The organism is Clostridium sp. 1001283B150225_161107_B6 (assembly GCF_015556325.1).
Classification (GTDB): domain Bacteria; phylum Bacillota; class Clostridia; order Lachnospirales; family Lachnospiraceae; genus Enterocloster.
In genome coordinates, this window is record NZ_JADNMD010000019.1 from 70,186 (window position 1) to 91,054 (window position 20,869).

Here is a 20,869-nt window from a genome sequence, read left to right on the forward strand (position 1 = left end):
TAGGAATTGAAGGTAGTACCCATCAGCTGATTTAACTGGTGGGTGCTGTTTTATTCTTTATGATTTTTTAGCTTTATGAAAATGTACAGACATGAGGTGCAGGTATGGAGGGAAAGGTTGTAAAGGGAAACCGAATTACGGAAGGAAGTATTTTCGGACAGCTGCTGCTGTTTTTCTTTCCCATATTGTTCGGAACGTTTTTCCAGCAGCTGTATAATACGGCGGATGCCATGGTAGTTGGCCGCTTTGTGGGCAAACAGGCCCTGGCGGCGGTGGGAGGAAGCACCAGCACTCTGATTAACCTGCTGGTTGGTTTTTTTGTGGGCCTGTCCAGCGGCGCAACAGTGGTCATATCCCAGTTTTACGGCGCCAGGAAGGCGGATAAGGTCCATTGGGCTGTACATACATCCATTGCTTTTTCCGTTATTGGCGGCGTCATATTCATGATTGTGGGACTGCTGGGCTCTCCCTGGGCCCTGGAAGCCATGAAGACGCCGGAGGACGTCATGGGTCATGCGGTGGTGTATATCCGGATTTATTTCCTTGGAATCATTGTCAACCTGGTTTATAACATGGGAGCCGGAATCCTGCGCGCCATCGGGGATTCCAGACGGCCTCTGTATTTTCTCATTGCCAGCTGCTTTACCAACATTATTCTGGATGTGCTGCTGGTAGCGGTGCTGGGGATGGGGGTGGCAGGCGCTGCCCTGGCAACCATTACATCCCAGCTGCTCAGCGCCGTTCTTGTGGTCAGGGCTCTTATGAAGACAGACGATATGTATAAGCTGGAATGGAAAAAGGTGCGCATTGACCAGCGGATGCTCCAGAGAATTGTCCGAATCGGCATTCCCGCAGGAATGCAGTCCGTTATGTACAACATATCCAATGTCATTATCCAGGCCGGCGTCAATACCCTGGGAACAGATAATGTAACTGCATGGGCCACCTACGGCAAGGTGGACGGCCTGTACTGGATGATGATTAATGCCCTCGGCATATCCGCCACCACCTTTGTGGGGCAGAATTTCGGGGCCGGCCGTCTGGACCGTGTGCGGAAGGGAGCCGGCGCCTGTATGGTGATTGGCGTGGTGCTGACAGCGTCCGTGGGAGTGGTGCTGTATAACGGCGGCCATCTTCTGGTAGAGCTGTTCACCACAGACCAGCAGGTGCAGGCTATCAGTATGGATTTGCTGCATTTCATGGTTCCCACCTTCATTACCTATATTGCCATTGAGATACTTTCCGGTACCTTAAGGGGCGTGGGGGACGCCTGGATGCCTCTCATCATCACAGGCATCGGCGTGTGCGCGGTCAGGGTGCTGTGGATTATGTTTGTGCTGCCTCATTACCACACCATCATAGGTGCAGCCTTCTGTTATCCTTTGACCTGGAGCCTGACCACGGTTGCGTTTGTAATCTATTATTACTTTTTCAGCAGTCTCAGACGGTGGAAGCTTAAGCCTCTTAAAAAAAGGTTTGGCGTGTATAAGCCCTTCTGATATGGGAAGACTTTCTGTATAAAAATGCAGGAGGCGCCTATATGACAACGAAGGAAGTCATGTTTGATTCAGTGGAGGATGTAAAACAGTTTGTACGGCAGAGCGAGAAGCAGCCCGAGGATATTGATGTGTGCTGCGGCAGCTGCATGGTGGACGGAAAGTCCATACTGGGAATCCTCAGTCTGGGGATTCATAAAAAATTGAATGTTGTGATTCATGACTGAGAGATGAAAAGGACGTACCTGATGCAGGGGCGTCCTTTTTCCGTATCAGCTCCGCTGATTCAGCCTGATTTGAAAGGAAGGTTTTACTTTGGACCGTTCCTGTGATACAATAGACACCAAATATATTTTTACAGGCTGAATGTTTAAGATAAACAGACCGGAAAGGACGATGGCAGGAACCATGATTCAGGATATTGCACCTCATACATATGACCCTGTATTCAGGAGGAAGGAACCTGTGGACAGGGATTACCTGCTGTACTACGAATATAATAAGGTAATGCTTTTAAAAAGTGAAAGGGGGAGTGTGATTCCAACCTTTGGGGAGCTGAAGCAGGAAGGAGATTTCTCAGACAGGGCGCAGTACCTGTTTTCCATTGATGACAGGGCCTATTACTGCGTGACGGATATGGCAGTGCCGGAATTCGGCGGTTTTTACATGGAGCCGCTGACCGTGTTCCGGAATTTCGAACCTCTTTATCAGGCGTTTGCAGGCATAACAGGCAGCCAGCTTTACCGGTGGATGCAGAGCAGGCGGTTTTGCGGCCACTGCGGCGTAAAGACAGAGCCCGGTACAACGGAACGGTCTTTGGTCTGCCCTTCCTGCGGGCAGACGGAATATCCCAAAATCAGTCCGGCTGTTATTGTGGCCATTACCAATGGGGACAAGCTTCTGATGTCCCGGTACGCCAGAGGCGCTTACCGCAATTATGCGCTGATTGCCGGGTTTGTGGAGATTGGAGAGACCTTTGAGGACTGCGTGCACAGGGAGGTTATGGAGGAAGTGGGTCTTAAGGTGAAGAACATCCGCTATTATAAAAGCCAGCCCTGGGCATTTTCCGATACGGAGATGGTGGGATTCACAGCTGAGCTGGACGGGGATGATACCATACGCCTGGAGGAAGAGGAGCTGTGCGAGGCCGGATGGTTTACGCGGGATGAAATTGTGGAATACGGCCCATATATCAGTGTGGGGCATGAAATGATGAAGGCTTTTAAGGACGGGAAGATATAGCGGACAGCGGTGTCCGGCGGGAAACCGTATATGACCGGCAGCGATATATAAAAGGAGAAGTGACTATGAACCGTAAGGATTACATTTTATTTGACTTGGATGGGACACTGACAGATCCAAAGGAAGGAATCACCAAGTCAGTGCAGTATGCACTGAAGCATTTTGGGATACAGGAAGATGACCTGGACAGCCTGACGCCTTTCATAGGGCCGCCCCTGAAGGACAGCTATCAGAAGTATTATGGCTTTTCCGATGAGCAGGCATGGGAGGGCGTTCAGGTATACAGGGAGTATTTCAGTGACCGGGGCTGGGCTGAGAATAAGGTGTATCCGGGCATAAAGGAAATGCTGGAAGCACTGAAGGAGGCCGGAAGGGTGCTGCTGGTGGCAACCTCCAAGCCCGAGGAGTTTGCCAAGAGGATACTGGAGTACTTCGACATGGCGGAGTACTTTGATTTCATCGGCGGGGCCGATATGGGGGAAACGCGGGTGCGCAAGGCGGATGTAATCCGCTATGTGCTGGAACAGTGCGGCCTGGATTCAGATAATGAAACAATTGGCCGCTGCGTAATGGTGGGGGACAGGGAACACGATGTCCTGGGAGCCAGGGAGTGCGGCATGGAATGTGTGGGTGTACTCTACGGTTATGGAGACCGCCAGGAGATGGATGCCTGCAAACCTGCCTGGATTGCAGGGACAGTAGGGGAATTAAGGGATTTACTTCTATCACTATAACCTGAACTCATAATAACCATTCCTATTATGCAATTGACAAATAGAACAATGGTTGCTATGATTGAAATTACTATTAAGAAGGCAGCTGCTTTTGCACTTGCCATCAGATGAGAGGGTGGGATTAGATGGACGACAGAATCGTGTTATCGCTGCTTGTGGACAATACGGCAGGTGTGCTGGCCCGTGTGGCCGGGCTGTTCAGCCGCCGCGGATATAATATTGAGAGTCTGACTGTAGGTGTCACCGCTGACCCGCGGTACTCCAGAATGACTGTGGTTTCCCTTGGAGACCAGACCGTCCTGGAGCAGATTAAGAACCAGCTCAATAAGCTGGAGGATGTAAGGGATATCAAGGAGCTGAAGCCGGACCGTTCCGTATACAGGGAACTGATGATGGTAAAGGTACGGGCCAATGCCAGCGACCGCCAGTCTGTCAGCGCCATATCCAGTATCTTCCGCGCCACCATTGTGGATGTGGGAAAAGATTCCTTGACCGTTATGCTGACAGGGGACCAGTCCAAGCTGGATGCGCTGATTAACCTGCTGGAGGATTATGAAATCCTGGAGCTGGCCCGCACAGGCCTTACAGGACTGGAGAGAGGCGCAGAGGATATCAGGATGCTGCCATAAAAAGAGGCTTAAGGGGGCGGCCAAAGGCGGACAGAGAGTCGTCGGTTTTGTTGCCTTAAACATATATTATTTAAGATTCAAGTTCAAAGGAATTGAAGGAGGAAGAGAGCAATGCCAAAGATTTTTTATCAGGAAGATTGTAATATGTCATTACTGGAGGGCAAGACCATTGCTGTGATTGGTTACGGCAGCCAGGGACATGCACATGCTTTAAACTTAAAGGAGTCAGGGTGCAATGTAATTGTAGGCCTGTATGAGGGCAGCCGTTCCTGGAAGAAGGCGGAAGAGCAGGGATTTGAGGTATATACAGCAGCTGAGGCATCCAAAAAGGCAGATGTCATCATGATTCTGATTAACGATGAGAAGCAGGCAGCCATGTATAAGGAGTCCATTGCGCCCAATCTGCGTCCGGGAATGATGCTGATGTTTGCCCATGGTTTCGCCATCCACTTCGGACAGATTGTTCCGCCTAAGGATGTGGACGTTACCATGATTGCGCCCAAGGCACCGGGCCATACCGTTAGAAGCGAGTATCAGAGAGGCAGAGGAACCCCATGTCTGGTAGCTGTTTACCAGGACGCCACAGGCAAGGCCATGGATATGGCATTGGCTTATGGACAGGGAATCGGCGGCGCAAGAGCCGGTATCCTGGAGACTACCTTCAGGGTAGAGACCGAAACAGACCTGTTTGGCGAGCAGGCAGTGCTCTGCGGCGGTGTGTGCGCTCTGATGAAGGCGGGATTTGAGACACTGGTGGAAGCCGGCTATGCTCCTGAGAATGCATATTTTGAGTGTGTGCATGAGATGAAGCTGATTGTGGACCTTATTTATGAGAGCGGTTTTGCAGGCATGCGTTATTCTATCTCCAACACAGCTGAGTACGGCGATTACATCACCGGACCAAAGATTGTAACCGACGAGACCAAGAAGGCCATGAAGAAGATTCTGTCCGATATCCAGGACGGCTCCTTTGCAAAAGAGTGGCTTCTTGAGAATCAGGTCGGCTGCCCCCATTTCAATGCCATGAGGAAGAATGAGGCAGAGCAGCCCCTTGAGAAGGTGGGAGCAGAGCTGAGAAAGCTGTACAGCTGGAATGATACGGACAAACTGATTAATAACTAGTATGAAGATGCAGCATAGTGCTACATAGATTGTATCTGCGGCAGCGGATACAATGGAAAACAGGCGGATGCCCCGGAAGGAAAAGGGGTATCCGCCTGTTTTGGCGTGTGTTCCGGAAATCAGTACAGGAACTCCAGGAATGTTTTTAGGGCCATGGCCTGGTTGGCGGGATGGTAGGCAAAGCCGATGGTCCTGCGGTGGATGGGAATATCCAGGGGAATCTCTACCAGCAGGCCGCTGTCCAGCTCCTTCTGCACCAGCTCCTTGATAACGCAGGCAATGCCCAGGCCAATCTTGGCAAATTCAATCAACAGGTCCATGGTGGTCACTTCCAGAATCTGATGGGGGAAGATGTTGTTCTCAGCCATGTATTCGTCCACGTGGTGCCGGGTCATGTTGCTGGTATCCAAAAGCATGATGTTGCCTGTCTCAAACAGACTGGTATCCTGGCCCTCTCTCAGATACAGGTTCTCCAGATAACTGGGGGTGGTGACAAAGGTGTCCTGGATATCCATAACCGGGATAAAGGCCAGGTCACGGCGGACCGAGGGTTCGGCAACCAGTCCCAGGTCAATCTTCTGCTGCTCCAGGCGGGTCAGGGTCTGGGCTGTGGCCTGGCTCTCTATGGTGACCTTCATATGGGGGTACTGGTCAATGAAGGTTTTCAAATAGGGAAGCAGGATGTATTTGCACAGTGTGTTGCTGACGCCAATCCTGAGGTGTCCGATGTCAAATTCCTGAATCCGCTTCAGTTCCTGCTCGCCCCGGTCCAGGGCGTCAAATGCCTCCCTGGTATGTTCAAATAAAATTTCACCCTCAGAGGTGAGCTGTACTCCGCGGGAACTGCGGGTAAACAGGGACAGGCCAAGACTGTCCTCCAGCTTGCTGATGGCTTTGCTGATGGCCGGCTGGCTGATGTAGAGCTCCTTTGCTGCCTTGGATATGTTGCCTGCTTTTGCCACTTCATAAAATATCTTGTATTGGGACAGGTTCTGTTCCATGGAATCCCCTCCTGCTGTATAACATTTTTTCATATATCCCATTCATATTATGTATTTTTATTATAACAATACATATGCTAAAATGTAAAGCACGGATGATATAATTTCGAGGAATTAATTAAAGAGAAGGATATTGAAGGAGGAAATAAGTTATGGGAATGACCATGAGCCAGAAAATCCTGGCTGCCCACGCAGGACTTGAGGAAGTGAAGGCAGGACAGCTAATAGAGGCGGATTTGGATTTAGTGCTGGGAAATGACATCACTTCTCCTGTTGCCATCAACGAGATGAAGAAGATGGACAGGAAAACCGTGTTTGACAAGGACAAGATTGCCCTGGTTATGGACCATTTTATACCCAACAAGGATATAAAGTCAGCTGAGAACTGCAAGTGCTGCAGGGAGTTTGCCTGCCGCCATGAGATAACCAATTATTTTGATGTGGGAGAGATGGGAATCGAGCATGCCCTTCTGCCGGAAAAAGGACTGGTGGTGGCTGGTGACGCTGTCATTGGCGCAGACTCCCACACATGTACATACGGAGCCCTGGGAGCATTTTCAACGGGTGTGGGAAGCACGGATATGGCTGCCGGCATGGTAACGGGCAAGGCCTGGTTCAAAGTGCCCTCCGCCATCAGATTTGAACTGGTGGGCAAGCCGTCCAGGTGGGTCAGCGGCAAGGATGTTATCCTGCATATTATCGGCATGATTGGGGTGGACGGCGCCCTGTACAGGTCCATGGAGTTTGTGGGAGAGGGAATCAGGAACCTTTCCATGGATGACCGTTTTACCATCTGCAACATGGCGATTGAGGCCGGGGGAAAGAACGGAATCTTCCCGGTGGATGAGCTGGCCATTGAGTATATGAAGGAACATTCCAAACGTGAATTTACCGTATATGAGGCGGATGAGGACGCGGAGTACGATGAGACATATGTCATTGATTTGTCAGAGCTAAAGCCTACCGTATCCTTCCCCCATCTTCCCTCCAATACCAGGACCATTGACCAGGTAGGGGATGTGACGGTGGACCAGGCGGTTATTGGTTCCTGCACCAACGGACGTATTGAGGATATGAGAATCGCCGCAGAGGTGTTAAAGGGCAGGAAGATTGCCAAGGGCGTGCGCTGCATCGTGATTCCGGCCACCCAGTCCATCTACCTTCAGGCAATGAGGGAAGGACTGCTGGAGATTTTCATTGAGGCGGGAGCCGTGGTGAGCACACCTACCTGCGGTCCGTGTCTGGGCGGCTACATGGGCATCCTTGCTGCCGGCGAGAGGTGTATCTCCACAACCAACCGTAACTTTGTGGGCCGTATGGGACACGTGGATTCAGAAGTATATCTGGCCAGCCCGGCAGTGGCTGCCGCAAGTGCTGTGGCAGGGAAAATCATCTGCCCGTGCCAGCTGGATTAACGGTATAAAAGCAATATCATTGTGAAAGGAAAAGGAGACTGAACATGAAAGCATGCGGACACGTTTTTAAATACGGTGACAATGTGGATACGGACGTCATCATTCCGGCCAGATATTTAAACGCCACCCAGGGGGATGAGCTGGCAAAGCATTGTATGGAGGATATTGATAAGGAATTTGTGAACAAGGTCCGGAAGGGGGACATCATTGTGGCCAACAAGAATTTCGGCTGCGGTTCCTCCAGGGAACACGCGCCGCTGGCCATTAAGTGCGCGGGAGTGAGCTGCGTTATTGCGGAGACATTTGCCCGTATTTTCTACAGGAATTCCATTAACATCGGCCTTCCCATTATTGAGTGCCGGGAGGCGGCCAGGGCCATTGAGGCAGGGGATGAGGTGGAAGTTGATTTTGACACCGGAATCATAACCAATAAGACCAAAGGAGAGACTTATCAGGGCCAGTCTTTCCCTGCTTTTATGCAGAAAATCATTACGGCCGGCGGACTGGTGAATTATATTAACGGACAATAATTTTAGATAATAGGTTCATTTTAATTATGAATCAAACTGACTAAAACAGGGCATCTGCGCTGCAATTGAAACATTGCTGGTGCAGATGCCTTGATTTTCAGATATCATGACGGTTTTATATGAGGATACAATACTGTAATATTATACGGCGGCTGACCCCATTCCCCTGGCCAGCCGTATAAAGGCATCCATCTCCCTGGTAACCCACTTGTCCTTATGATAAACAATCTGGCGCCAGGTTCTCATATAGAAATCCCTGACATCCAGCACAGCCAGCTCCCCTTTGATGATGTCCCTGTGAATGGTGAATTCCGGCAGAAAGGAAACGCCCAGGTTCTTTCTCAGCAGGCTGATGATGAATTCCGTATTGCCGATTTCCAGGAAGGGCTGTATTTGCTTTTCCTGGGCAGCCAGGTACTGGTCCAGGATGAACCGGTAGCTGGCGTTTCGTTCGGTGAGGATGAAGGGCTGTTCAATGACCTGGTCCAGGTCCAGGCTGTCCCGGCCCACAAGGGGATGCCGGGAAGAAGTGACGAACACAATATCCTCCGGTTCTTCCAGGACTTTTATCCATTTGCTGTCATACATACGCTTATCCAGGAAATACACTATATCAATGGCATTGCTGTTCATCATCTCTAACAGTGTTTCGGGGGAATCCGTGATTAGCCGGATGTTGACTCTGGGATAGAGCCGGTGGTATTCCCTGAGAAGCTCCGGGAATATGGTGGCGCAAATGGATTCGATGGTTCCCAGGCACAGGCTGCCGGTAAGCACGGATACATGGGTGACTGCATCTTTTGCGTGTTCCAGCTCCTTCATGACAGAGACAGCGTGTTCGTAGAACAGGGCTCCCTGGTGGGTCAGGGTGGTCTGCTTGCCGATGCGGTCAAAGAGATGGACGTTCAGCTCCTGCTCCAGCTGCTTAATTTGAATGGTGACGGCTGCCTGGGAATATCCCAGCTGTTTTGCCGCCTTGGAAAAGCTCTTTAACTGCGCCACCTGAAGGAAGGCGGCAATCTCCCGTAGTTCCATATAATAGATTTCCTTTGCTCATTTTGTATAAAAATTTTTAAACGATATTATAAAGACATTAAATTTTACAACCATATGGTTTTATGGTACATTAATGTTAATCAGAAATCAATACAAAATGTATAGTAATTTTCCGGATAATCAATTAAAATGAGAAAGGAATCACAATCATCATGGAGAAAACAAATGTTAAGTACGGAGCTTATGTTCAAATTCTGAAGGAGGAGCTGCTTCCTGCCATGGGATGTACAGAGCCCATTGCCCTTGCCTATGCGGCAGCCACAGCCAGGAAAGTGCTGGGGGAACTGCCGGACCGTGTTGTGGTAGGAGCCAGCGGAAGCATCATCAAGAATGTGAAGTCAGTCATTGTGCCTAACACGAATCATCTGAAGGGCATTCCGGCAGCAGCGGCAGCGGGAATCGTGGCAGGAGATTCGGACAAAGAACTGGAGGTGATTGCGGAAGTTACGCCAGATGAGACCAGACAGATGAAGGAATTCCTGGACAATACGGAAATCAGGGTGGAGCATGTGGATAACGGCATCACATTTGATATTATCGTGACTCTGTATAAGGGGGATTCCTACGCAAAGGTCCGTATCGCCAATTACCACACCAATATTGTGCTGGTTGAAAAGAATGGGGAGATTCTTAAGCAGGTTGAGGTGGCAGGCGAGGAGGAGGAAGGTCTGACTGACAGAAGCCTGCTGAACATGGAGGATATCTGGGATTTCATCAATACGGTGGATATCGGGGATATCCGGGAAGTACTGGACCGTCAGATTAAGTACAACTGGGCCATTGCACAGGAGGGACTGAAGGGGAATTACGGCGCCAATATTGGTTCCGTTCTTCTGGAGATGTCCGGAAATGACGTCCGCACCAGGGCAAAGGCCATGGCGGCAGCAGGTTCGGATGCCAGGATGAATGGCTGTGAACTGCCGGTCATCATCAATTCGGGAAGCGGCAACCAGGGTATCACTGCCTCTGTTCCCGTGCTGGTATACGCAGAGGAATTGAAGGTGGATGAGGATAAGAAGTACAGGGCGCTGGCCCTGTCCAACCTGACAGCCATCCATCAGAAGACGCCCATTGGCAGGCTGTCCGCTTACTGCGGTGCTGTCAGTGCAGGCGCAGGCGCTGGCGCAGGCATTGCTTACCTGTGCGGCGGCGGTTTTGAAGAAGTCGTACATACGGTTGTGAACGCCCTTGCCATTGTGTCCGGCATTGTCTGTGACGGGGCAAAGGCTTCCTGTGCAGCCAAGATTGCCTCGGCAGTGGATGCGGGAATCCTGGGATACAACATGTATATACGCGGTCAGCAGTTTTACGGGGGAGACGGCATTGTCACCAAGGGTGTCGAGGCCACACTTAAGAACGTTGGTCGCCTTGGAAAAGAAGGGATGAAGGAGACCAATGAGGAAATCATAAAAATCATGATTGGAGAATAAGTATGAAAAAAATAACAGGCAGTTTACCGTTCCGGTTGCTTCTGGGAGTCATCCTGGGCATCATTGTGGGCCAGCTGGCCGGGAACGGCCTCATGCATGTTGTTGTGACAATCAAATACATCCTGAATCAGGTCATTGTTTTCTGTGTACCGCTCATCATCATCGGATTCATTGCCCCTTCCATAACAAGGCTGGGGAACAATGCATCCAAAATGCTGGGAGTTGCCATTACCATCGCCTATGTTTCATCCATCGGAGCAGCCCTTTTTGCCATGACGGCAGGTTTCCTTATGATTCCTCACCTGTCCATTGCCACTGAGGTGGAGGGATTAAAGGATTTGCCCCAAATTGTGTTCCAGCTGGATATACCTCAAATCATGCCCGTGATGAGCGCCCTGGTGTTCTCGCTGCTTCTGGGCCTGGCTGCCACCTGGACCAAGGCCGCAGTGATTACGGAGGTGCTGGAAGAATTTCAGCAGATTGTGCTCTCCATTGTTACCAGGGTGGTTATTCCCATCCTTCCTGTATTTATCGCATTTACATTCTGCGCCCTCTCCTATGAGGGAACTATTACAAAACAGCTTCCGGTGTTCATCCAGGTAGTTATCATTGTCATGATTGGACATTACATCTGGCTGGCCCTGCTGTACGCCATCGGCGGCGCCTACTCGGGCAAGAATCCGCTGGATGTCATAAAGAATTACGGTCCTGCCTATATTACCGCAGTAGGAACCATGTCGTCTGCGGCCACACTGGCGGTTGCCCTGCGCTGCGCCAAGAAGTCGCAGCCGCCCCTCAGGGATGACATGGTGGACTTCGGCATTCCGCTGTTTGCCAATATCCATCTGTGCGGTTCTGTTCTGACAGAGGTATTCTTTGTCATGACCATATCCAAGATTCTTTACGGAACCATTCCGTCCCTGGGCACCATGCTGCTGTTCTGCGCCCTGTTAGGCGTGTTTGCCATCGGAGCGCCCGGTGTTCCGGGAGGCACGGTTATGGCCTCCCTGGGGCTGATTACAGGCGTGCTGGGATTTGACGAGACGGGTACTGCCCTGATGCTTACCATTTTTGCCCTTCAGGACAGCTTTGGAACCGCATGCAATGTGACCGGCGACGGCGCCCTGACCATGATTCTCACAGGCTTTGCCGAGAAACACGGGATTAAAAGGCAGAAGATTGAAAGCGGGCTGTAATGAATTGATTTATAAGTTTGACTAATATGAATATAGCAATTTATAATAAAACCAAATTTGCTCTTGAACCTATAGTAACTATAGGATATATAATGAATTCAAGAGCCAAACGGAAAGGACCGGCTGGCAAAGCCGGTCTTTTTACTTAAGACATTTCCGAAAGAGAGGTAAGGAATGGACAGGAAGATTCTTATTAAGAATGCAAAGGCAATCGTGTCCTGTGACGGGGAAGACCGGGTTTACAGGGATGCGGATATGCTGATTGAGGGACCGAAGATACTGGCAATCGGCAGGGACCTGATGAAGGGACAGGGCCCGGAAGGGGCAGGGGATTTGAGCCGTGAGGACATCCAGGTAATCCGTGCCGACGGAAAATTTGTGTATCCGGGTCTGATTAACACCCATCATCACTTTTTCCAGACCTTTGTGCGCAACCTCATAACCATTGACTATCCCAATATGATGGTGATGGACTGGATTGATAAGATTTACCGCATATTCCAGAACATTGATTCCGACGTGATTTATTACTCCACCCTTACATCCTTTGCGGATTTGATTAAACACGGATGTACCTGTGCCTTTGACCACCAGTACTGCTACACCAAAAAGACAGGCTGTTCCCCTGTGGACCGCCAGATGGAGGCAGCGGAGCTTTTAGGCATCCGGTACCACGCCGGAAGAGGAACCAACACTCTGCCCAGAAGCGAGGGAAGCTCCATTCCCGACAATATGCTTGAGACAACAGACGGGTTCTTAAAGGACTGTGACAGGCTGATTGGACTGTATCATGATTCCAGGCCATTTTCCATGAAACAGATTGTTATGGCTCCCTGCCAGCCCATTAACTGCCGCAGGGAAACCTTTGCGGAAACCGTTGCCATGGCCAGGGATAAGGGGGTCAGGATGCACACCCATCTGGGCGAAGGAGAGAACGAAGGCATGGTGGCCCGCTGGGGCATGCGCACCATGGACTGGTGCGGGGAGATGGGATTCATTGGTGAGGATGTATGGTATGCCCATGACTGGGAAGTGACAAAGGACGAGTATAAGGTGCTGGCAGCCACCGGCACCGGGGTTTCCCACTGTCCGGCGCCGGCCGTATTGGGCGGTTTCCCGATTCTCAATATAAAGGAAATGCAGGAAGCCGGCATTCTGGTGAGCCTGGGATGCGATGGTTCCGCCACCAATGACAGCTCCAATCTGATGGATGCCCTGCGCATGGCTTATCTGATGCAGGCCTGCCACACCAAGGAGAGAGGGGGATGCACCTCTGCCTATGATATGCTGAAGGTGGCCACCATAAACGGGGCCAGGACCCTTGGAAGGCCTGATTTGGGGTCCCTGGAAGCAGGAAAAGCAGCAGACCTGTTTATGATTGACACAGAAACACTGGAGCTGGCGGGAGCTCTCCACGACCCCAGGAACCTGCTGGCAAGAGTGGGACTCACCGGACCGGTATGGATGACAATGATTAACGGAACCATTGTTTACAAGGACGGAGTCCTGAAGGGCGTGGATGAAAGAAAGCTGGCCCGCGAGGGTGAGGCTGTGTGCACAAGGGTTATCAGGGAGCCTCACAGCGCTTACAGGGATTTCATCTGACAGGGAATCCGGCACCAAATCCGGCAGTATAACAAGAAAGAAGGTTGGCGGGGTGAAGGAATATTTTACCATTGGCGAGTTGGCGGAGCTATTCGGGCTGAATATACAGACCCTGTACTATTATGACAGTATCGGCATCTTTTCACCCAGGGAACGCAGCGGAAAAAGCGGGCGCAGGAAATATGAGTTCGACCAGATATACGAGCTGGCAACGGTGTCCTATATGCGCCGCCTGGGTTATTCCCTGGAAGAAATCAAGGAATCCAGAACCAGCCTAAACTCCAGCAAGGCCGTAGACATCATGAAGCAGCGTTCCCAGGAGCTTCGCAGGCAGTGGCAGGAGCTGCTCAACATAGACGAGGCCATCCAGAGAAAAATCCGGTTTGTGGAACAGGAGATGAAGGGAATCCGCCTGGATGAGATTACGGTGAAGCATTTTGAGGACCGGAAGTTTATATCCATTGGAGACGAGGAGCTTTTGTACAGGGAGAATTCCTTTTACTTTTATCCCACCATTGCCTTTTATGAGGGGGACCGGAAATACTTTGGGGCCTACCTGTATCCGGACCATGAGGAGATACCAAAGACAATACCCCGGTCCAAAATCCAGATTATCCCGGGAGGCGATTTTCTCTGCGGATACCATCTGGGAGGATATGAGGGCGTGCCGGATACCATACGACGCCTGAGGGAGGCCAGACCAGATCTTAAGCTGGGGGCGCAGGCCATTAATTTTAATATACTGGACCAGTTCGTGGAGAGCCGTAATGAGAATTTCATCACCGCCATGCAGATTCGGGTGTTGCAGAGCTGAATGGCGTTATAAAGTCAAATGAGGAAATTTGAAAAATCGAAAGAAAAAGGAAGGATAAGAGACATGAAAAACAGAAAGCGTTTAGCAGCGGCAGCCCTGGCATTGTCCATGGCAGGCTTTGGCCTGACCGGATGCAGCGGGGAAACAAAGGAGACAGCGGCAAAGACAGAGGCTGCCCAGGCAGCGGACAAAGAGGGAGCAGGTACGGCGGATAAGCAGGCAGAAGGCTCTCAGGCAGAAGGGGGACAGGCAGCGGACGGCAGGACGTATAAGGTAGCCCTGTGCCTGTCCGGCGCAGCCAATGATATGGGCTGGTGCCAGTCAGCCTATGACGGCCTTAAGCTTCTGGAGGCGGATTACGGCTGTGAGGTGACCTATACGGAGAATCTGACGCCGGATGACATTGAGGCTGCTTTTGCGGATTATGCGGCCAGCGGATATGACGTTGTCATCGGCCATGGATACGAGTTCGGTGACCCGGCTGTGGATGTGGCGGAGCAGTATCCCGATACAAAGTTTATTGTGACTGAAGGCGAGGTATCTGCTGATAATGTGGCTTCCTATGTGTCAAAATGTGAGGAAGGCGGATACATCATGGGAATGCTGGCCGCCGGCATGTCCGAGAGCGGCAAGGTGGGCTTTATAGGGCCGATTCAGGGTGCCTCCCTTGTGAAGATTATGAACGGATTTGAGGACGGGGCAAAGGAGGTAAACCCGGACATCCAGGTACAGACCGCATGGACCGGTTCCTTTACCGATACAGCCCTTGGCAAGGAGGCTGCCCAGGCCATGATTGACAGCGGTGCGGATGTAATCGGACACTGTGCCAACGAATCGGGAACAGGAGCCATCAATGCTGCAAAGGAAGCAAAGGTCTATGCCACAGGTGATTCCTATGACCAGAACGACCTGGCTCCGGACACCATCCTTTCCTCCTCTGTTTACCATATTCCCCATGTGATTGAGCTGGCCTTCAAGACCGTTGTGGACGGAACCTTTGAGGGAGGCATCTACCAGCTGGGAATGGCAGACGGGGCAGTGAGCGTTGCGCCTTACCACAATCTGGAATCAGCTGTTCCTGATGAGCTGAAGCAGCGGATTTCCGATAAGATTGCAGCAATTGAATCTGGAGCGTTTGAAGTACCATGTGATACAAAGCCCAGAGCATAAGATATTTCCTGAAAAGGGCCTGCATCAAACCAAACGCAGCAGAGCGTGTCCGGGGGTGCGGGCCCTGTTTGGAAAGAAAGGATGGAGCAGATGCCATTACTTGAGATGAAGCATATAACAAAATCCTTTGCAGGCGTGTATGCCAATGAGGATGTGGACCTGTCTGTGGAACAGGGGGAGATACATGCGCTGTTAGGAGAAAATGGGGCGGGCAAGACCACTCTCATGAATATTCTGTTTGGCATTTATAAGGCGGACAGGGGAGAAATCTGTTTTAAAGGTGAACATGTGGAATTTAAATCGCCGGGGGAGGCCATAGCCAGGGGAATCGGCATGGTGCACCAGCATTTTTCCCTGGTGAAGAAAATGACGGTGCTGGACAATGTGATGCTGGGCCTTAAAGGGGAGGGGATGGTGGCGGACCGGAAGTCGGCACGGAAAAAGCTTATGGGCCTTGCAGAGACTTACGGACTTCTGGTAAAACCGGAGGCCCCTGTCCATACCCTTTCCGTGGGAGAGCAGCAGAGGGTGGAGATTCTTAAGGCCCTGTACCGGGATGTGAGCCTGCTGATTCTGGATGAACCCACCGGCGTTCTTACGCCCCAGGAGACGGAAAATTTCTTCGGGGTGTTGAAACGGCTGCGGGATGAGGGATATGGAATCATCATCATCACCCACAGGCTGGGGGAAATCATGGATATCAGCGACCGGGTGACGGTGCTGCGGGACGGCCGGAAGATTAAGAGCCTGGTGACAAAGGAGACAACGCCAGAGGAGCTGTCAGCCTGCATGATTGGCCGGGAGCTTAAGAAGGATATGGACGTAGGGAAAGCCCCTGAAGGGGAAATAACCTTAAAACTCAGTAATGTGTGCCTCCACAAAAAGCACAGCTCCAAGCTGGCCTTAGACCATATAAGCTTTGCCATCCGCAGGGGAGAAATCCTGGGAGTCGCAGGCGTGGAGGGAAACGGCCAGAAGGAACTGGCTGAGGTTATAACAGGAATCCGCAGGATGAGCAGCGGAGAGATTACATTCCTGGGAGCGGATATGAGCGGGAAGAATGTGAAGCAGCGGTTCAGAAAAGGCATATCCTACATCTCGGATGACCGTCAGAACGACAGCCTGGTCATGGACATGACCGTGATGGACAACCTGATTTTAAGGGATTTTGACCGGCGGCCATATTCAGGGAGAATGGTGCTGGATTACGAGGAGGCTGAGTACAGAGCCCAGGAGGCCCTGAAAGAATACAGCATCAAGACCTCAGGCAAAAGCGGTATCCACACGCCGGTTAAGCTGATGAGCGGCGGAAACCAGCAAAAGGTCATACTTTCCAGGGAGATATCTGAGGAGGCCAGCCTGATTCTGGCCAGCCAGCCCACAAGGGGCCTGGATATCGGCGCCACCCGGTTTGTGCATGAAACCTTTATCAGACAGAGGGACGACGGCATGAGCATCCTGCTGATTTCCGCTGACCTGGATGAAATCCTGTTGCTCTGCGACCGCATCCTGGTCATGTATGAAGGCCGTATCATAGGGGAGATGCCCAGGGAAGAGGCGGATATACATAAGATTGGCCTGCTGATGGGCGGTATTGCTAAGGAGGCGGCAAATGGATAGAAAATCAAAGGTATTTGAGATAGCGGGCATCGGACTCATTGCAGCGGCAGTGTGGACGGTTCTCATCATGCTGTCGGACGCAAGCCCGGCAGAGGCTTATGCCATGTTTTTTAAAGGTATTTTCGGAAATCTGAATGGGTTTATGGAAGTGTTTGTCAAGGCAACGCCCCTGATTTTCACAGGGCTGGGCTGCGCGGTGGCGTTTCGGACCGGCTTTTTCAACATAGGAGCAGAAGGGCAGTTTTACATAGGGGCCCTTGCCTCTGCGTGGGCAGCCCTTACCTGGACCGGACTTCCCGGGGTGCTGCGCATCCTGTGCGCCATTTTGATGGGATTTATCTTTGGCGGCCTGTGGGCGCTGATAGCAGCTATGTTTAAGGCAAAGCTGGGGATATCGGAAATCATTGTGACCATCATGCTGAATTACATTGCCATCAATCTCCTGGGCATTGCGGTCAGGACCTTTCTTATGGACCCGGCAGGCAGCATACCCCAGTCCCCCAAGCTGGACCCTTCCGTTACCCTTTACCGGTTCCTAAAGCCCACCAGGCTTCACGCGGGCTTTATCATTGCCGTGCTCATGGTGTTCCTTATCTGGTTCATCCTGGAGAAAACCACAGTGGGATATGAAATCAAGGTGGTTGGGTTCAACAAACGGGCAGCTGAGTGCAATGGAATCTCTGTTGTGAGGAACATCATTATTTCTGCGTTTTTAAGCGGCGGTCTGGCAGGAATCGCAGGAGCCGTGGAGGTTATGGGCGTGCAGAGGAAGCTCCTGGAGGGAATCTCCGGTGAGTGCGGATACACAGCAGTGCTCATTGCCCTTCTGGCGTCCAACCATCCCCTGGGCGTGCTCTTTGCAGCCATTGGGTTTGCAGCCCTGGAGGTGGGGGCAAATTCCATGCAGAGGCAGATGGGGGTGCCCTCAGCCATCGTCAACATCCTGGTGGGGCTGATTGTGCTGCTGATTCTGGGCAGGGAATTGTTTGACAGGAAGAGAAAGGGGGAAAAACCATGTTAGAGCAAATCATGACCGTTGGTTTCCTGACGGCCTTTCTGACGGCCTCAGTAAGGATGGCAGTGCCCCTGATTTACGCCGGACTGGGGGAGACCATATCCGAGAAAGCGGGCATCCTCAATATCGGAATGGAGGGCGTCATGCTGGGCGGGGCCTTTTTCTCCTTTGCCGGAACCTTTTATTCCGGAAGCCTGGCCATTGGTATTTTGTGCGGAATGGCAGGCGGGGCAATGGTCAGCGCCATTCACGGGCTTCTGTCCATCCGGCTGGCCAAAGACCAGTCTGTCAGCGGAATCGCCATCAATATATTCATGGCCGGAGTTACCAGTTTCCTCTATAAGCTGATGTCAAGCGGCCAGTCCTATCAGCAGATAGAACCCTTTGCAAAGCTTAAGATTCCGTTTCTGGGGGATATTCCCCTGATTGGAAACGCACTGTTCAACCAGGATATACTGACCTACGGGGTCTATGTGCTGGTAATCCTGGTCACCTTTTTCTACAGAAAGACATCCAAAGGAATGGCCTTTGCGGCAATCGGGGAAAACCCCAGGGCAGCGGATTCCGCAGGTATTCCCGTACACCGGTACCAGTGGGCGGCCGTGCTGCTGAACGGCCTGCTGGGAGGTCTGGGAGGCGCCTATCTGGTCCTGGTGCAGGTGGGTAATTTCTCTGAGAACATGACATCCGGCCGCGGATATATTGCCCTGGCGGCTGTTATACTGGGCCGGTATGCACCCTTTGGAATGATGGGGGCGGCCTTTATATTCGGCGCTGCCAATGCCCTTCAGATTCGTCTTCAGGCCATCGGCGTGCCGCTTCCCACACAGGCCCTGGCCATGCTGCCCTACATCATAACCCTGGTTGCACTTCTGGGCTCCATTGGCAAGAACAGCGCGCCGGAAGCATTGGGCAAGCCGTATATAAGGGGCGCCAGGTAGGGGGGATTGACCCGGAATTCAACCCCAAATTCAATCTAAATTGTTTATTGCATTCCAGGCCCATGTCGTGTAAACTATGTATGGGGACTTCTGCTTTGTTCAAATCAGGCACCTGAATTTTAACAAACATGAAGTCCTTTTTTCCATGTTATATTTAGATTTACCCGGGCCGGCCATGCCGGGGGGAAGTGAATGGCGGGGGATTGATATGGGATTGACAATTAAGGCGGCTTTGAAGTTCGGAGGGTTATTCGGGGCATCGGTGGTTGCAGGAAAAAAAGGGCTGGATGCACCTATTGAAAGTGTCAGTGTCCTGGAAGTGGCAGAACATAATATTTCCAGGTGGGTTCTTAAAAACCAGCTGTATATTACATCTTTTTACGCAATCTGGGACAATGTGGAGCAGCAGAAGGAAGTGATTGAAACGCTGATAGACTGCGAGTGCTGCGGTCTGGTGCTCTGTTATGTGGGAACCTGGATTCGTCAGATTGACCTTGGCATCATACAGCTGTGCGATGAGGCGGGATTTCCGCTGATTCAGGCCAGGACAGACGTGTCCTATATTGAAATCATGAACCCCATCATCACCCTGCTGTATGAGGAAAACACACGGGCCATGGTCACCAATGACTATTCCATGGTACGCAATGATTTCCTGAACCTGGTGGTGAATGAGGAAAACATAGACATGGTCTTTCAGCAGATGAACCGGCGTTTGAAAAAGAAGGTATCCTATTACGATACATACGGAAAGGTTATATATTCCGACAGGGGAACGGAGGGGGTACAGGCTGAGGAAGAGTATCTGAAGGATAATTTCAACCATATTTTATTTGAATGCAGCAGGGACGGATATACGGTACAGGATATACAGGGACGGAAAAATGCCATTGTACTGATTCGCTCCCAGAAGAATCTGTTCGGTCTTTTCTTCATGGATTACGACGGGGATTTTGAGGACAACATAAAAAACGGCCTGATTAATTCCATGGTGGTATCCGGGACCTTGATTCTGCAGAAACGGAACAAGGTGTCCCATTTCCGGGAGAAGGTAATAGAGGAATATGTGACGGACCTGCTGGTGTGGAATTTCCCGTCCAATGCAAAGGCCCTGGAACGGGGCCTGGAGCTGGGGCTGACGGTACTGGACAAGAATCAGATTATTGTGGTGAATATCAATTCCATACAGAGTGTGACTGATTCAAAGGTGCAGCAGGAAATGCAGCGGTATATCAGGCGGGTCCTGCTGTCGCAGGTAAAACAGCTTCTGAATCTATACGACCCCAAGAGCTGGCTGGTGTTCCGCAGCGATACCATTCTGCTTTTCATGAACCATCAGGACGGGTCCGTAAATCTCCACACCCTGGGGGAGAAGCTGCTCAGGATATTTGATGGTAAATTTGACTTGTCGGTTTCCATAGGAGTCAGCAATGCATTTGGGTCCATGACGGATATTCCAAACGCCTACAACCAGGCCTTCCAGGCAGCTACTTTGGGCAGGGACCACTATGGGGAAAATAAGGTTATTTTTTATGATGCAGTGTATTTTTTCCAGAAGCTGCGTCAGATGGGCAAACAGCCGGAAATCGTGGAAATGTGCCATAAGCATCTGGAACCGGTGCTGCGCTATGACGAGGAACACGGCACGGAACTGACCGGCACCTTGGAGTGCCTGCTGGTTAATAATGAGAATGTGAAGCTGGCAGCAGAGAAGCTTTTTGTACATAAAAATACGGTCCTCCAGAGGAAGAATAAGATTGTGGAGCTGTTCGGATTCTCGCCCTTTGATATGCCTTACCGGCTGAATTTTTTGATGATTTTTGATATTATGGAAGAAAAATAAGGGGAGGGGT

The 20,869-nt window shown here is 51.1% G+C and carries 20 protein-coding genes; 18 read left to right on the top strand and 2 right to left on the bottom strand.

The genetic code is table 11. The annotated features are described in order from the left end of the window. Window positions 1-104: 104 nt before the first annotated feature. The 6 genes from I2H39_RS27790 to ilvC all read left to right on the top strand — a co-directional run bounded on the left by I2H39_RS27790 (window position 105) and on the right by ilvC (window position 5,223). Entirely contained in the window at window positions 105-1,499 is a 1,395-nt protein-coding gene (locus I2H39_RS27790) for an MATE family efflux transporter (protein ID WP_195628033.1), read from the top strand. Between the two features lie 41 nt (window positions 1,500-1,540). Then, window positions 1,541-1,723, top strand: coding sequence for an HPr family phosphocarrier protein (locus I2H39_RS27795; RefSeq protein WP_138310071.1), 183 nt, complete (start codon window positions 1,541-1,543; stop codon window positions 1,721-1,723). Between the two features lie 169 nt (window positions 1,724-1,892). After that, window positions 1,893-2,738, top strand: a complete 846-nt coding sequence (nudC, locus tag I2H39_RS27800; RefSeq protein WP_330640844.1) for an NAD(+) diphosphatase — start codon at window positions 1,893-1,895, stop codon at window positions 2,736-2,738. Between the two features lie 65 nt (window positions 2,739-2,803). Continuing rightward, complete coding sequence (locus I2H39_RS27805) at window positions 2,804-3,472, top strand: HAD family hydrolase (protein WP_195628034.1); 669 nt, start codon at window positions 2,804-2,806, stop codon at window positions 3,470-3,472. Between the two features lie 125 nt (window positions 3,473-3,597). Continuing rightward, complete coding sequence (gene ilvN / locus I2H39_RS27810; protein ID WP_138310073.1) at window positions 3,598-4,101, top strand: acetolactate synthase small subunit; 504 nt, start codon at window positions 3,598-3,600, stop codon at window positions 4,099-4,101. Between the two features lie 111 nt (window positions 4,102-4,212). After that, window positions 4,213-5,223, top strand: a complete 1,011-nt coding sequence (gene ilvC / locus I2H39_RS27815) for a ketol-acid reductoisomerase (protein WP_138310074.1) — start codon at window positions 4,213-4,215, stop codon at window positions 5,221-5,223. A gap of 119 nt (window positions 5,224-5,342) precedes the next feature. Here the strand turns inward: ilvC and I2H39_RS27820 are convergent, their stop codons facing one another. Continuing rightward, window positions 5,343-6,224, bottom strand: a complete 882-nt coding sequence (locus tag I2H39_RS27820) for a LysR family transcriptional regulator (protein WP_138310075.1) — start codon at window positions 6,222-6,224, stop codon at window positions 5,343-5,345. A 152-nt stretch (window positions 6,225-6,376) separates the two neighbouring features. On the opposite strand from I2H39_RS27820, the gene leuC reads away from it, so the two are divergent. Next, window positions 6,377-7,639, top strand: coding sequence for a 3-isopropylmalate dehydratase large subunit (leuC, locus tag I2H39_RS27825; RefSeq protein ID WP_138310076.1), 1,263 nt, complete (start codon window positions 6,377-6,379; stop codon window positions 7,637-7,639). Window positions 7,640-7,683: 44 nt separating this feature from the next. Continuing rightward, window positions 7,684-8,169, top strand: a complete 486-nt coding sequence (leuD, locus tag I2H39_RS27830) for a 3-isopropylmalate dehydratase small subunit (RefSeq protein ID WP_195628035.1) — start codon at window positions 7,684-7,686, stop codon at window positions 8,167-8,169. A gap of 141 nt (window positions 8,170-8,310) precedes the next feature. Here leuD and I2H39_RS27835 read toward each other — a convergent pair whose 3' ends face one another. After that, entirely contained in the window at window positions 8,311-9,204 is an 894-nt protein-coding gene (locus I2H39_RS27835; protein ID WP_195628036.1) for a LysR family transcriptional regulator, read from the bottom strand. A gap of 173 nt (window positions 9,205-9,377) precedes the next feature. Here I2H39_RS27835 and I2H39_RS27840 point away from each other — a divergent pair, with 173 nt between their 5' ends. From I2H39_RS27840 to I2H39_RS27880, 10 genes are all read left to right on the top strand, one after another. After that, window positions 9,378-10,655, top strand: coding sequence for an L-serine ammonia-lyase, iron-sulfur-dependent, subunit alpha (locus tag I2H39_RS27840; RefSeq protein ID WP_138310080.1), 1,278 nt, complete (start codon window positions 9,378-9,380; stop codon window positions 10,653-10,655). A gap of 2 nt (window positions 10,656-10,657) precedes the next feature. Beyond that, window positions 10,658-11,851 carry a dicarboxylate/amino acid:cation symporter gene (locus tag I2H39_RS27845; protein ID WP_138310081.1) on the top strand — a complete coding sequence of 398 codons (1,194 nt, stop codon included), beginning with the start codon at window positions 10,658-10,660 and terminating at the stop codon, window positions 11,849-11,851. Window positions 11,852-11,877: 26 nt separating this feature from the next. Then, window positions 11,878-12,000 carry a hypothetical protein gene (locus I2H39_RS29560; protein WP_275892405.1) on the top strand — a complete coding sequence of 41 codons (123 nt, stop codon included), beginning with the start codon at window positions 11,878-11,880 and terminating at the stop codon, window positions 11,998-12,000. A 25-nt stretch (window positions 12,001-12,025) separates the two neighbouring features. Next, on the top strand, window positions 12,026-13,456 hold the full coding sequence (locus I2H39_RS27850; protein WP_138310082.1) for an amidohydrolase: 1,431 nt from the start codon (window positions 12,026-12,028) through the stop codon (window positions 13,454-13,456). A 52-nt stretch (window positions 13,457-13,508) separates the two neighbouring features. After that, window positions 13,509-14,270 (top strand): MerR family transcriptional regulator, encoded by a 762-nt coding sequence (locus I2H39_RS27855; RefSeq protein ID WP_138310083.1) that lies wholly within the window; start codon window positions 13,509-13,511, stop codon window positions 14,268-14,270. Window positions 14,271-14,333: 63 nt separating this feature from the next. Then, window positions 14,334-15,440: a BMP family protein gene (locus I2H39_RS27860; protein ID WP_195628037.1), complete on the top strand. Its 1,107-nt coding sequence runs from the start codon at window positions 14,334-14,336 to the stop codon at window positions 15,438-15,440. Window positions 15,441-15,545: 105 nt separating this feature from the next. Then, window positions 15,546-17,060, top strand: coding sequence for an ABC transporter ATP-binding protein (locus I2H39_RS27865; protein ID WP_347708614.1), 1,515 nt, complete (start codon window positions 15,546-15,548; stop codon window positions 17,058-17,060). Next, window positions 17,053-18,081 carry an ABC transporter permease gene (locus I2H39_RS27870; protein ID WP_138310086.1) on the top strand — a complete coding sequence of 343 codons (1,029 nt, stop codon included), beginning with the start codon at window positions 17,053-17,055 and terminating at the stop codon, window positions 18,079-18,081. The genes I2H39_RS27865 and I2H39_RS27870 overlap by 8 nt, the downstream gene beginning before the upstream one ends. Then, a complete protein-coding gene (locus I2H39_RS27875) occupies window positions 18,075-19,016 on the top strand; it encodes an ABC transporter permease (protein WP_195628038.1) in 942 nt (313 codons plus the stop codon). The genes I2H39_RS27870 and I2H39_RS27875 overlap by 7 nt, the downstream gene beginning before the upstream one ends. A 208-nt stretch (window positions 19,017-19,224) precedes the next feature. Continuing rightward, entirely contained in the window at window positions 19,225-20,859 is a 1,635-nt protein-coding gene (locus I2H39_RS27880) for a PucR family transcriptional regulator (RefSeq protein ID WP_195628039.1), read from the top strand. The last annotated feature ends 10 nt before the right edge of the window (window positions 20,860-20,869 follow it).

Bases quoted from the DNA above. Each gene is read 5' to 3' on its own strand.
- I2H39_RS27790 (WP_195628033.1), top strand. From the start codon at position 105: ATGGAGGGAAAGGTTGTAAAGGGAAACCGAATTACGGAAGGAAGTATT.
- I2H39_RS27795 (WP_138310071.1), top strand. From the start codon at position 1,541: ATGACAACGAAGGAAGTCATGTTTGATTCAGTGGAGGATGTAAAACAG.
- nudC (WP_330640844.1), top strand. From the start codon at position 1,893: ATGGCAGGAACCATGATTCAGGATATTGCACCTCATACATATGACCCT.
- I2H39_RS27805 (WP_195628034.1), top strand. From the start codon at position 2,804: ATGAACCGTAAGGATTACATTTTATTTGACTTGGATGGGACACTGACA.
- ilvN (WP_138310073.1), top strand. From the start codon at position 3,598: ATGGACGACAGAATCGTGTTATCGCTGCTTGTGGACAATACGGCAGGT.
- ilvC (WP_138310074.1), top strand. From the start codon at position 4,213: ATGCCAAAGATTTTTTATCAGGAAGATTGTAATATGTCATTACTGGAG.
- I2H39_RS27820 (WP_138310075.1), bottom strand. From the start codon at position 6,224: ATGGAACAGAACCTGTCCCAATACAAGATATTTTATGAAGTGGCAAAA.
- leuC (WP_138310076.1), top strand. From the start codon at position 6,377: ATGGGAATGACCATGAGCCAGAAAATCCTGGCTGCCCACGCAGGACTT.
- leuD (WP_195628035.1), top strand. From the start codon at position 7,684: ATGAAAGCATGCGGACACGTTTTTAAATACGGTGACAATGTGGATACG.
- I2H39_RS27835 (WP_195628036.1), bottom strand. From the start codon at position 9,204: ATGGAACTACGGGAGATTGCCGCCTTCCTTCAGGTGGCGCAGTTAAAG.
- I2H39_RS27840 (WP_138310080.1), top strand. From the start codon at position 9,378: ATGGAGAAAACAAATGTTAAGTACGGAGCTTATGTTCAAATTCTGAAG.
- I2H39_RS27845 (WP_138310081.1), top strand. From the start codon at position 10,658: ATGAAAAAAATAACAGGCAGTTTACCGTTCCGGTTGCTTCTGGGAGTC.
- I2H39_RS29560 (WP_275892405.1), top strand. From the start codon at position 11,878: ATGAATATAGCAATTTATAATAAAACCAAATTTGCTCTTGAACCTATA.
- I2H39_RS27850 (WP_138310082.1), top strand. From the start codon at position 12,026: ATGGACAGGAAGATTCTTATTAAGAATGCAAAGGCAATCGTGTCCTGT.
- I2H39_RS27860 (WP_195628037.1), top strand. From the start codon at position 14,334: ATGAAAAACAGAAAGCGTTTAGCAGCGGCAGCCCTGGCATTGTCCATG.
- I2H39_RS27865 (WP_347708614.1), top strand. From the start codon at position 15,546: ATGAAGCATATAACAAAATCCTTTGCAGGCGTGTATGCCAATGAGGAT.
- I2H39_RS27870 (WP_138310086.1), top strand. From the start codon at position 17,053: ATGGATAGAAAATCAAAGGTATTTGAGATAGCGGGCATCGGACTCATT.
- I2H39_RS27875 (WP_195628038.1), top strand. From the start codon at position 18,075: ATGTTAGAGCAAATCATGACCGTTGGTTTCCTGACGGCCTTTCTGACG.
- I2H39_RS27880 (WP_195628039.1), top strand. From the start codon at position 19,225: ATGGGATTGACAATTAAGGCGGCTTTGAAGTTCGGAGGGTTATTCGGG.